Source organism: Pseudoalteromonas sp. MEBiC 03607 (assembly GCF_004792295.1).
GTDB lineage: Bacteria > Pseudomonadota > Gammaproteobacteria > Enterobacterales > Alteromonadaceae > Pseudoalteromonas > Pseudoalteromonas lipolytica_C.
On the sequence record NZ_SRRY01000001.1, the window covers coordinates 1,444,314 to 1,456,460 of the forward strand.

General features: G+C 40.6%; 12 protein-coding genes. 10 read left to right on the forward strand and 2 right to left on the reverse strand.

The window, feature by feature from the left end:
* Window positions 1-4 precede the first annotated feature (4 nt).
* The 7 genes from E5N72_RS06570 (at window position 5) to nqrM (ending at window position 5,885) form a co-directional block, all read left to right on the forward strand.
* The gene (locus E5N72_RS06570) at window positions 5-1,207 is read left to right on the forward strand and encodes an NADH:ubiquinone reductase (Na(+)-transporting) subunit B (RefSeq protein ID WP_135923738.1); all 1,203 of its coding nucleotides are present in this window, start codon (window positions 5-7) and stop codon (window positions 1,205-1,207) included.
* The gene (locus E5N72_RS06575) at window positions 1,200-1,952 is read left to right on the forward strand and encodes a Na(+)-translocating NADH-quinone reductase subunit C (RefSeq protein WP_135923739.1); all 753 of its coding nucleotides are present in this window, start codon (window positions 1,200-1,202) and stop codon (window positions 1,950-1,952) included. The genes E5N72_RS06570 and E5N72_RS06575 overlap by 8 nt, the downstream gene beginning before the upstream one ends.
* Window positions 1,952-2,584, forward strand: coding sequence for an NADH:ubiquinone reductase (Na(+)-transporting) subunit D (locus tag E5N72_RS06580; protein ID WP_054554281.1), 633 nt, complete (start codon window positions 1,952-1,954; stop codon window positions 2,582-2,584). The genes E5N72_RS06575 and E5N72_RS06580 overlap by 1 nt, the downstream gene beginning before the upstream one ends.
* 10 nt (window positions 2,585-2,594) lie before the next feature.
* Window positions 2,595-3,203 (forward strand): NADH:ubiquinone reductase (Na(+)-transporting) subunit E, encoded by a 609-nt coding sequence (nqrE, locus tag E5N72_RS06585; RefSeq protein WP_016708692.1) that lies wholly within the window; start codon window positions 2,595-2,597, stop codon window positions 3,201-3,203.
* A gap of 19 nt (window positions 3,204-3,222) precedes the next feature.
* A complete protein-coding gene (nqrF, locus tag E5N72_RS06590; protein ID WP_135923740.1) occupies window positions 3,223-4,449 on the forward strand; it encodes an NADH:ubiquinone reductase (Na(+)-transporting) subunit F in 1,227 nt (408 codons plus the stop codon).
* Window positions 4,450-4,562: 113 nt separating this feature from the next.
* Window positions 4,563-5,594, forward strand: a complete 1,032-nt coding sequence (locus tag E5N72_RS06595) for an FAD:protein FMN transferase (protein ID WP_135923741.1) — start codon at window positions 4,563-4,565, stop codon at window positions 5,592-5,594.
* A 78-nt stretch (window positions 5,595-5,672) separates the two neighbouring features.
* The gene (nqrM, locus tag E5N72_RS06600; protein WP_036966498.1) at window positions 5,673-5,885 is read left to right on the forward strand and encodes a (Na+)-NQR maturation NqrM; all 213 of its coding nucleotides are present in this window, start codon (window positions 5,673-5,675) and stop codon (window positions 5,883-5,885) included.
* Between the two features lie 117 nt (window positions 5,886-6,002).
* Here the strand turns inward: nqrM and E5N72_RS06605 are convergent, their stop codons facing one another.
* Window positions 6,003-7,346 carry an alpha-L-fucosidase gene (locus E5N72_RS06605; protein ID WP_205994300.1) on the reverse strand — a complete coding sequence of 448 codons (1,344 nt, stop codon included), beginning with the start codon at window positions 7,344-7,346 and terminating at the stop codon, window positions 6,003-6,005.
* 266 nt (window positions 7,347-7,612) lie between these two features.
* Between E5N72_RS06605 and E5N72_RS06610 the strand changes: the two genes are divergently transcribed.
* Window positions 7,613-8,590 (forward strand): transposase, encoded by a 978-nt coding sequence (locus E5N72_RS06610; RefSeq protein WP_135923743.1) that lies wholly within the window; start codon window positions 7,613-7,615, stop codon window positions 8,588-8,590.
* Window positions 8,591-8,803: 213 nt separating this feature from the next.
* Here E5N72_RS06610 and E5N72_RS06615 read toward each other — a convergent pair whose 3' ends face one another.
* Complete coding sequence (locus tag E5N72_RS06615) at window positions 8,804-10,159, reverse strand: M14 family zinc carboxypeptidase (protein WP_135923744.1); 1,356 nt, start codon at window positions 10,157-10,159, stop codon at window positions 8,804-8,806.
* A gap of 415 nt (window positions 10,160-10,574) precedes the next feature.
* Here E5N72_RS06615 and E5N72_RS06620 point away from each other — a divergent pair, with 415 nt between their 5' ends.
* The gene (locus tag E5N72_RS06620) at window positions 10,575-10,994 is read left to right on the forward strand and encodes a hypothetical protein (RefSeq protein WP_135923745.1); all 420 of its coding nucleotides are present in this window, start codon (window positions 10,575-10,577) and stop codon (window positions 10,992-10,994) included.
* A gap of 236 nt (window positions 10,995-11,230) precedes the next feature.
* On the forward strand, window positions 11,231-12,145 hold the full coding sequence (cyoA, locus tag E5N72_RS06625) for a ubiquinol oxidase subunit II (RefSeq protein ID WP_135923746.1): 915 nt from the start codon (window positions 11,231-11,233) through the stop codon (window positions 12,143-12,145).
* The last annotated feature ends 2 nt before the right edge of the window (window positions 12,146-12,147 follow it).

The window sequence follows — 12,147 nt, forward strand, 5'->3', positions numbered from 1 at the left end:
AGAGATGGGTTTAAAGAAATTTCTAGAAGATATTGAGCCGCATTTTGAACCGGGTGGTAAACACGAGAAATGGTATGCGCTTTACGAAGCTGCAGCGACTATTTTTTATACGCCTGGTTACGTAAATAAAGGCAAAACACACGTTCGCGATAACATCGACCTAAAACGTATGATGATTTTAGTGTGGATGGCAACGTTCCCTGCAATGTTCTTTGGTATGTTCAACATCGGTCATCAGGCCGCAGGTGCTTTAGCACAAGGTTTTGAACTAGCAAATACATGGCAAGTTGGTCTGTTCCAATTATTCGGTGGTGAGTTAACTGCTGAATCTGGTTGGGGCGCGAAAATGTTTTACGGTGCCTGCTTCTTCCTACCAATATACGCAGTAACATTTGCTGTGGGTGGTTTCTGGGAAGTGTTATTTGCTTCAGTGCGTAAGCACGAAGTAAATGAAGGTTTCTTCGTAACATCTGTACTATTCGCACTAATCCTACCTGCAACGATTCCCTTATGGCAAGTTGCACTAGGTATTACGTTTGGTGTTGTAATCGCTAAAGAAATCTTTGGTGGTACAGGTCGTAACTTCCTTAACCCTGCTCTTGCCGGTCGTGCGTTCTTATTCTTCGCATACCCAGCGCAAATTTCAGGTGACACAGTATGGACTGCAGTAGATTCATTCTCTGGTGCAACTATGCTTGGTCAAGCAGTGGTTGGTTCACTTGATTACAGCAACATGGAACTATGGTGGAATGCGTTCTACGGTTTCATTCAAGGTTCTGTAGGTGAAACGTCAACACTAGCACTATTAATCGGTGGTTTATTCCTAATTTACGTGCGTATCGCTTCATGGCGTATCGTACTAGGTGTATTCCTAGGTATGGTTGCAACGTCATTCTTACTGAATACAATTGGTTCAGAAACTAACGCAGTATTTGCTATGCCTTGGCACTGGCACTTAGTTCTTGGTGGTTTTGCATTTGGTATGTTCTTCATGGCAACAGACCCAGTATCTGCATCATTCACTGACAAAGGTAAGTTCGCTTACGGTGCGTTAATCGGCTTTATGGTTGTAATGATCCGTGTTGTTAACCCGGCATTCCCAGAAGGTATGATGCTAGCAATCTTATTTGCTAACTTATTTGCACCATTATTCGATCACTTTGTAGTGCAAGCTAATATCAAGCGGAGGTTGGCACGTAATGTCTAGTAATAACGAATCAATCGGCAAAACGCTAACCGTTGTTGTTGCACTATGTTTAGTGTGTGCAATCATCGTATCGTTTGCTTCAGTTCAGCTTCGTCCTTTACAGCAAGCTAACAAAACACAAGATATCCAACGTAATATCTTAGCTGCGGCTGATATTGAAGTGTCAGGTTCTGTATCTGATACGTTCAATTCTAGAATCGAAGCACGTGTAGTAGATATGAACACTGGTGAATTTGTTGAAGGTGTTGATCCTAACTCATTCGATTTCGAGAAAACTAAGTTTGACCAAGCACGTAGCTTTGCGTTAAAAGCAGAAGGAATTAAAGACATCGCTGGTATTCAGCGTATGACAAAAAATTCACCTGTTTATATCTCGAAAAAACCAGACGACTCAGTTGATGCAATCATTCTACCTATCCAAGGTTACGGCCTTTGGGGTGTTATGTATGGCTTCTTAGCGCTTGAAAGCGATGGTGAAACTGTTAAGAACATCAATTTCTTCAAGCACAACGAAACGCCAGGTCTGGGTGGTGAAATTCAAAATCCACAATGGACTGCTAAATGGCAAGGTAAAGAGTTACCAATCAATATCATGAAGAGCGGTGCAAAGAACGAACATCAAATTGATGGTCTTTCTGGTGCAACATTAACTTCAAACGGTGTTGATCACACAGTTGACTTTTGGACTGGCGAAAACGGTTTTGGTCCTTTCCTTGCGAAAGTACGTGAAGGAGCGTTGAAATAATGGCTGATACTAAAGAAATGAAGTCGGTCCTATTTGGCCCGGTATTCGCAAATAACCCGATCGCACTACAAGTACTTGGTATTTGTTCTGCACTAGCGGTTACTTCAAGCTTAAAAAATGCACTTATCATGTCAATCGCATTGACGCTAGTAACTGCATTCTCTAGCTTGTTTATTTCGTCAATTCGTAACCATATCCCATCATCTGTACGTATCATCGTGCAAATGACGATCATTGCATCACTTGTAATCGTTGTTGACCAAGTACTACAAGCTTTCTCTTATGCAACAGCAAAAGAGCTTTCTGTATTCGTTGGTCTAATCATTACAAACTGTATCGTAATGGGTCGTGCTGAAGCATACGCAATGAAGTCACCACCGCTAATGTCTTTCCTAGACGGTATCGGTAACGGTTTAGGCTACTCAGTAGTGCTATTAACTGTTGGTTTCATCCGTGAGTTATTCGGTAAAGGTTCACTATTCGGTGTTGATATTATCCCACTAGTACAAAACGGTGGCTGGTATCAACCAATGGGTCTATTGATTTTACCACCGAGTGCATTCTTCATTATTGGTTTATTTATTTGGGTACTTCGTACCTTCAAGAAAGACCAAGTAGAAGCAAAAGCGTAAGGGGCGAGCAGTGGAACATTATATTAGTTTATTTGTAAAAGCAGTTTTCATTGAAAACTTAGCTTTAGCCTTCTTCCTAGGTATGTGTACTTTCCTTGCTGTATCAAAGAAAGTAACAACGTCAATCGGCCTAGGTGTGGCAGTTATCGTGGTACTAGGTATCTCAGTACCAGTAAATAACTTGGTTTATCACGCTGTTCTTGCACCAGGTGCATTAGAGTGGCTTGGCTACCCAGAAGCAGACCTTAGCTTCTTACGTTTCTTGACTTTCATCGGTGTTATTGCAGCACTTGTACAAATTCTTGAAATGGCATTAGATAAGTTCTTCCCTGCACTTTACAACGCGTTAGGTATCTTCTTACCACTGATCACAGTTAACTGTGCAATCTTCGGTGCGGTATCTTTCATGGTTGAGCGTAACTATAACTTCGGCGAGTCTGTTGTTTATGGTATCGGTTCAGGTGTGGGCTGGGCACTAGCAATTACTTTACTTGCTGGTATCCGTGAAAAAATGAAGTACTCAGACGTTCCTGATGGCTTACGTGGTTTAGGTATTACTTTCATCACTGTTGGTCTTATGGGTCTTGGCTTTATGTCATTCTCTGGTATTTCACTTTAATAGGTAGCGAGGATAAATCATGAATGAGATTTTCTTAGGCGTTGGTGTTTTCATCGCTATCGTTGTTATTTTAGTTTTAGTTATCATTGGTGCTAAATCTAAATTAGTAGCAAGCGGCGATATCACCATCGGTATTAATGGCGACCCAGAAAAAGCTATTACAACATCAGCAGGTAGCAAGCTATTAGGCGCGCTAGCTGATTCAGGTATCTTCGTTTCATCTGCGTGTGGTGGCGGTGGCTCTTGTGGTCAGTGTCGTGTACACATCAAAGAAGGTGGCGGTGATATCTTACCAACAGAACTTGATCACATCTCTAAAGGTGAAGCTCGTGAAGGCTGCCGTTTAGCGTGTCAGGTAAATGTTAAAAACGACATGGAAATTGAACTTGAAGAGTCAATTTTCGGTGTTAAAAAGTGGGATTGTACGGTTATCTCTAACGATAACAAAGCGACATTCATCAAGGAACTTAAACTACAAATTCCTGATGGTGAGTCTGTACCATTCCGTGCAGGTGGTTATATTCAAATTGAAGCACCAGCGCACCACGTTAAATATGCTGACTTCGATATTCCTGAAGAGTATCGTGGCGACTGGAACCACTTCGGTTTCTTCGATCTGGAGTCTAAAGTAGACGAAGAAACAATTCGTGCATACTCAATGGCTAACTACCCAGAAGAAGAAGGCATCATCATGCTTAACGTGCGTATCGCTACGCCGCCACCAAGAGACCTAAGCCTTCCATGTGGTAAAATGTCTTCGTACATTTGGTCACTTAAAGCAGGTGATAAAGTGACTATTTCTGGTCCATTCGGTGAGTTCTTCGCGAAAGACACTGATGCAGAAATGGTATTCGTAGGTGGTGGTGCAGGTATGGCACCAATGCGTTCACATATCTTTGACCAACTTAAGCGTTTAAAATCTAAGCGTAAGATGAGTTTCTGGTATGGTGCACGTTCTAAGCGTGAAATGTTCTACGTAGAAGATTTTGATGGCTTAGCTGCAGAAAACGATAACTTCGTATGGCACACAGCACTGTCTGATCCACAACCAGAAGATAACTGGGAAGGTTACACAGGCTTCATCCATAACGTACTTTATGAAAACTACTTGAAAGATCATGAAGCGCCTGAAGATTGTGAGTTCTACATGTGTGGTCCTCCAATGATGAACGCGGCTGTTATCAACATGCTAAAAGATCTTGGTGTAGAAGACGAAAACATCTTATTAGATGACTTCGGTGGCTAACACCATACACAAAACAATAAGTTTTGGTTAGAATACAGGCCTCGTAGCACACAGTGTTACGAGGCTTTTTTATTTCTATACCTACATTGCGTGGTATCCAAAAGGTGAATGCTATGAATAGAGTGTTTTATCGCCAAGGTTTGATGGCCTTTTTTCTACTAACTATTACTTTACTCATGGCTGGTTGCAGCCAAGCAGATAAGGTCGAAGAGCTTTATTTTGAAGGTAAGACAATGGGTACCACCTATCACATAAAGGTGTACGCTGAGTCTTCAAAAATTGCAGGTATTGATTTACACCCTGAAATTAAGCAAGTGCTTAAAGATGTAAATCAATCTATGTCGACTTACATTCCAGATTCAGAAATTAATCAGTTTAACCAGTTACCAGCAGGGCAGGTGATGCCAATTAGCGCTGATTTTAGAAACGTGGTAGCTGAATCAATCCGCCTTGGCGAATCAACAAAAACGTTAGATGTCACTATGGGGCCACTTATTGACTTGTGGGGTTTTGGCCCAGATAAAAAGCCAACTAAACGCCCAAGTGATGAAGCATTGGCTGCAATGGTTGCTAAGATTGGTGTTGATAAGCTCGAACTTACTGATGCAGGTTTGATGAAAACAATAGATGGTTTAGAGCTATCGTTTTCCGCTACAGCCAAAGGCTATGGTATTGATAAAGTCGCTGAAGTGATAGAAAGCCATGGTCTGACAAATTATATGGTTGAAATTGGTGGTGAGCTTCGTGTATCGGGTATTAAGCCTGATAACATCACGTGGAAAATTGCAATTGAACAGCCTGATGCTGAGCCAGGCGTTCGTAAAGTGCATAAAGTGATTGAGCCTGGTACCAATGGTATTGCGACATCAGGTGATTACCGAATTTTTTACGAAATGGATGGTGTCACATATAGCCACCTAATTGATCCTGTAACAGGTATGCCTAGTCGTCATGACCTAGTATCAGTTACAGTGTTGCACCCATCAGCAATGACTGCAGATGGCCTAGCCACAGCGCTTACAGTAATGGGCATGGAGCGCGCGCAAAAATATGCTGAAGAACATGATTTGCCAGTGTATTTAATTGGTAAGTCAGACAATGGCTTAGTAACTTATTCAAGCCCTGCATTTAAACCTTATTTGTAGCAGGGCAAGAAGCAGTTTATAATGCATACAGCCCAACAGGTTGGGCTTGATTTAATTGCTGACGATAGGGGCAAAGCAATGTCACTTTTTCTTCTTACATTTGGTCTACTTATTTTAATTGTGGCAGCGATGGCTGTCGGCATGATTGTGCAAAAGAAATCTATGGCCAGTAGTTGTGGTGGTCTAGGCGCTGTTGGTATCGACAAAGCTTGCGACTGCGACGACCCATGTGACAAGCGTAAAAAGCGCATGGCTAAAGAACAAGCTTGGAAAGAGAATCAAATTCTTTAATCACGAAAAAGCGCCTTGAGGCGCTTTTTTAATGCCTAAATTTTACAAGGACAGTCACTGTTAAATATATTTTACTTAGACAATCATATTTGATTTTAAGCCTTAGCTCTTAAGAAGTTAATCATTTAACTTTAACTCGATGACTTGAACGTATTCTTCATTATTAAACTGCAAACCTTCTAAAGTAATTGCGCCCTCAAATTGTTTAAAGTTAACTGGTTTTGAGGTTCTTAAATTAGTTGCATACTTGATGGGAGTTGCAAGCTCAATGCTCAATGTATCTGCTTGCCAGTTAAGAATATGAATAAAAATACTCTCATCATTATGGGTACTAACTCCCCAGTTTTGCGGGGAAATAGGGCCGCCTCGAGTACCGTATATACTCTTACCGAACACCTTGAGCCACTGGCCGATTTCTGCAAAAGTTTTTAGGTTTTCTGGTTGGATCTTGCCGTTAGGCATAGGCCCAGTATTTAGTAAATAATTAGAGTTTCTTCCTGCGGCACTTACTAAGGTTTGTACGAGCTCTTTAGTCGTCTTGTAATTATCATCAGTTAAACTGAACCCCCAGCTACCGTTCATTGTTTGTGCCATTTCTAAAGGTAATTCACCTAATCGTTCTTGATTAGTAGGCAGCTGTTGTTCAAAGCCCTGATAATCCTCTCCCGGAACAGTAAATCTGTGATGGTTATTTACGATTAAGGTTGCTGGTTGTAGTTCATGGATCATTTTATAAGTGCGTTGTAGTTGCCAGTTATCCCAATTTTGAGAGTCTTCTTGGTCCCACCAACCATCAAACCAAATACCACCAATTGGCCCATATTGAGTTAAAAGCTCTTTTAGTTGTGCATCTTGAAATTGCAGGTATTTTTCCCAGTCACCACTTTTTTCTCGCTTAGTGTAATGGCCTGTTCGGCCCCATGGGTAGTAATCTGGGTGATGCCAATCAAGCTGAGAGTAGTAAAAGAAAAGTTGTAAACCATGTTTATGAGCTGAATTAGCTAGCTCTTTTATAGGGTCTTTTTTATAAGGTGTACTATCGACTATATCAAAATTAGATACTTTACTATCGTACATAGCAAACCCATCATGATGCTTTGAAGTAATAACGATATACTTTGCTCCAGCATCTTTAAACGCCTTAACCCACTGTTCTGCATCGAAACCAGTTGGGTTAAAAAACTCAGCCAAACGCTGATACTTAGGGCCTGAAATACGTAAATCTTCCATGATCCACTCGGCTCCATAGGGGCTTCCTACACCACCAAGCTGACTGTACAGTCCCCAGTGCAAAAAGATGCCAAACTTATTATCTTGAAAACGTTCTCGAGCTTTTAAGTTTTCAGGGGCGGGAGTGTACGCTTGGGCTTTACTAGGTTCAATTGCGACGCCTGTCCCAGCATGCCCTACACTTGAAAATACAAGCAGTACTAATATCAGCAAGCAATTTAATTTATTCACTGTATACCTCATAAACTAGGTTCTTTACTTAAAGGTAGCAGGAAATCATTTAGCGAAAAGTAAAGCAATTATGCATATTCGAAGGTTTTATATATGCAAAAGCATAGGATTACGACGTTAAAAGTAAAACTCATTTACACGGACAGTCACTTTTATCTCACGGACAGTCACTTTTATCTATTAACTTATTCTTGCGGCAAAAAAGATTTTGTCTACACTTTAGTTACAGCTAATGCATTTCAAATTATCAGTTCAAGGAGTGGACGATGGCTTTAGCAAGGAAGCGGCAAATCTGTTTGTCGAATACTAAGTATTATCACTGTGTATCCCGTTGTGTTAGACGCGCCTTTCTATGCGGAGAAGATGCCCTCACAGGTAAATCATATGAACACCGCCGAGGATGGGTTGAAGTGCGCCTGTTTGTTCTCGCAAAGGTATTTTGTATTGATGTGTGTGCTTATGCCGTAATGAGTAATCATACTCATGTAGTGCTTTATGTTGATGATAAAAAAGCAAATAGGTTATCTGATAAGGCTATTCTTTTACGCTGGTATAAGCTCAGTAAAATGACGCCTTTAGGTCAAAAATTTCTTCATGGTGAGCCGTTAAGTGACGGCCAACAAGCCTTCTTAAATAAAGAGGTTGCAGAATACAGAGCCCGCCTTTCGAGCATTAGTTGGTTCATGCGAATGCTTAATGAGTATATTGCCAGATGTGCAAATAAAGAAGATGAGTGTACAGGGCACTTTTGGGAAGGGCGTTTTAAGAGCCAAGCATTACTTGATGAATCAGCGCTTTTAGCGTGCATGGCATATGTTGATTTAAACCCCGTTCGTGCAAAAGCTGCGAGTACCCCAGAGCAATCTGATTATACTAGTATTAAAAAACGATGCCAAAGCGTGAAGGAATCAAAGCAGCCTAAGCTACTTGCTCGTTTTGTTGGTGGAATGAACAAGTATAAATCAAAGGGAATACCTTTTGAGTTAGAGTCATACCTGTTGCTTGTGGAGCAAACTGGGCGTTGTATTGGTACGGATAAGCCCGGATATATAAAACATCATTTACCTTCTATCCTTAAAAGGCTGAATTTCGAACCGGAAAACTGGTTAACGTTAACAACTCAGTTTGAAAACTTATTTCATGGAGCTGCAGGTCGAGTAGCTGCTATTGAAAATTATTGCAGTAAAACTGCTCGTAAGCGACGAAGTAACCTAACAAGCTGTAAGTTATTACTTGCTAGTTAATCTTAAATTTCTCTCGACTTTTATTTTTTGCAAACTCTTGCAGCTAATTTGTGCTTTTAATTCTCATAAAGCTAAATCTTTTATATTGGTTTTTATTATTAGATTAAGCTAATAGGGCGCTTTGCCTGCACAGCTATTATTTTAGGTTACAAATTTAAGGTATTTGGAGATTTAACAGGCACTTTTAACAGTGCCTGTCTTTTTAAATCGTGTTTAATCTAAATTAATTAGCTCAGCCCCTAAGACTGCGTACTTATTTTTGCCATTTGCTTGTAAGAAAAAGGCGGCAGGTGCATGAAGTGAAGGTATTGATGTAAATACACTTTTGCATGCGTAAACTGGCCAATTTGTGGCGTTTTCTAGCATATTAATATCGCCAGAAAAGCAACTATACCCTTGTATTAAAAGCTCTTTATATTTGCTTTCTGTAAGCGTTAACGACTCATTTAAAACAAAGCTGTTACCTACTTTAAAGTTCAGGCTGCTTGCATCTAAACTCGTGTAACCTTGGCGGATACTGCTTATATCACCCAATTCTTTAATTATGGGTGACTGTCCTTTGTTATTGACTGCAATATCTATCTGGTAATCACCTAGCTCACTATTTACTGTTACATCGTCTATTAATAAGTCGACCCAATTGTCTTTAGCGTTAAATGGAATGGAGTGGTACTGGGCTATTTTCGCGTTTTTCCATGCTCCCGTAGTTAACGAATCGATTGCATTCTTATATAAAACACGGTTAACCTTGCGGGCTATTTGTCGGTTTGGATCGTTTGGGTAAGCGCCTGATTCAATTAATATAGTTCGGATCCCTTTTTCTGAAAAGGTATCGCCAAAACTGCGGAAAGAGTAACTGTCGTTGTACTTTCCTAAGTGCCCTGGGATCATTGTTTCAACCGATTTGGCTAAATGGGCAATAAACTGCATAGCCTCACCACGACTTTTATTTACTTCTCTTGCTTCATTATAGGCGGGTGCTAGCACTGAAATGGTGGCTTGTTTTCCCATTTTACCTGCACCGTAATATGCATTTTGATCATGTAAATTAAAGCCAAAGTCAGGTTTAAATTCATTTGCAACAGTCATGAGTATTTGCCCTTCTTTTGTGCGAAGAGCTTTAGCGTCACGATTTAAATCAATGCCTTGAGCATTATGACGAGTTTGCATTGCAGCGCCATCTGGATTAACCATAGGGATGATGAGAAGGGTTATTTTCTGCTGCCAGCTAGTAAGCCACTTTGCATTTTCATCGGCAGTTATAAAGCTTAAAAAGTCCATTAGCGCGGCAGTTGCTGTGTTTTCGTCGCCGTGCATTTGGCTCCACATCATCACTTTGATTGGGCCGTTGCCGATTTTAAGAGAATTAAGTGCCTGTCCTTGGAATGAGGTGCCGATTTGTTTTAGTGTAACGCTTGAGTGCTTTGCTGCGCTTTTTAAGTAAGGTTCTATATCGGCGTAGTAAATAGCAGGTTTGTTCAAGCCGCTCGCTACGGTGTCTTCAATCGTATTTGCGAGTGTACTGGTACTTAATGTTAAAAGGACTGCTGCGAGTGCATGTTGACGCATAATTATCTCTTTTATTCTTTGTTTTGATGATTTGTAGAATATTATATTTAAACTGGTTTGGCTAATCCTTGTTCAGTATTAAAGCTTTGATTGCTACTGAGTAAGTGTGTGTTTAATCCTTGTTTATATGTCATTTTCTTTTTATTCATTGCTTTTTGCTATATAAAATACACTTTTAATTTTAACTACTTAGCTTTGATAAATTGCTTTTTTTACAGCTCATTAGCAATTAGCTAAACAACACTTAACCTTGTGCTGTTAATTTCTACTTGTACCGTCTGTTGACTTTGTTATACTCCACATCGAAATTTCAGTAATTACTGAAACTTTATTGATGAAGATCATGTTACCGCATTTAAAAATAGGGTAAGCCGCTTACCCAAAATGCAGTAAAAGCGATAAAAAGGCGTGAGTTTTGCGAGCAATTAGTCAGTCACAAGGTGTCAAACAGTCTAGCTTAGCTAGATTGCAGTTGGCTGCGCGTGCGTTTTTTGCTGGTAAAGAGCTAATGTCAGTTTTAGCCTTGTTGCTGATTAATTCAGCCATGCTAATCAACGGCACAGTAGAAGATGCTCAAGGGCTAAGAAGCTTATTAAGCGAAGGTGCTTTATACGAAACACCGTTGCTTAATGTGTTGAGTTTTTTAGCTTACCCTGTGGTATCTTGCCAATTACTTATTGGTTTATGCTGGTTGGTCTTCCATTTCTTCCCTGCGCGTCGTGCAGGTGTCATTTTACGTAAAGCGGCCTTCGCTGCGCGTGAAACGATAAAGTCTTTAGTAGTACACAGCGCTCATGGCTGTCGTGCTCCTCCTCGTGTAAGTGGTTGTCTGTAAATAAGCTTTGTTGCTTAAGTTCAGCCATTTTAGTCGTTTTCTAAGTTGTCTTTACTAAGCACCTAGTGGGTTTTTTACGCCCAAATTTCAGTCAGCCAACCTAAACTCCCTCACTTTTTAGCGTGCCGATTTGTCGTGCTCGCTAGTCAGCCGAGGGATATCTGTAGCATCTGTTGCAGAAAAGCGTCGTGTTCTTATTTCGACAAGTGTTAACTTTTAGGTTGTAGGATATTCCTTTGTCAATTCGAAACCTTTGTAATATTGCTCTAGCGTCTTTAGTGCTGGCCTTGTCTGGCTGTAAAGGCGGGGTACTCGATCCAAAAGGTCAAATTGGTGTCGACGAGAAGTATTTAATTATCGTAGCTACGGTGTTAATGCTGATCGTTGTAATTCCAGTTATTGCCATGACAATTTATTTTGCATGGAAATACCGTGATGGACGAGATCAAGAAATTTACGCTCCAAAGTGGGCGCATTCTAATAAGATTGAAGCTGTAGTTTGGACCATACCTATCATTATCGTTGCAATTTTAGGTGTGATCACATGGCAGTCAACGCAACAGCTTGACCCATATAAACCACTTGAGGGTAAAGGTAAGCACCTTACTGTTGAGGTTGTATCTTTGAACTGGAAATGGTTATTCATTTATCCAGAGCAAGGCATCGCCACAGTGAATGAGCTTGTTTTTCCTGCCAATGTGCCAGTGCAGTACAAGATCACCTCAGAAAGCACCATGAACTCGTTTTTCATCCCACAGCTTGGTAGCCAAATTTATTCAATGGCAGGCATGGAAACAAAGCTTCACTTAATCGCTGATGAGCCGGGTACTTTTAAAGGTTTCTCTGCTAACTACAGTGGTGCAGGTTTCACAGGTATGAAGTTCGATGCCATTGCAACAGCCACAGAAGCTGATTTCGATGCTTGGGTAAACAAAGTAAAAAATACCGGTTCTGCACTGACTAAGCAAAGCTATGTTGAACTTGCAAAACCAAGTGAATACGACCCAGTTAAATACTTTGCCAGCGTAGATAAAGATATGTTCCATTCAATCGTAATGAAATATATGCAAGCGCATGGCTCTCACGGTGCAATGCAACACGCTATGCCAGAGCACTCAGCTCATAAAAAGCACAGCGAGGACGAGGAATAATC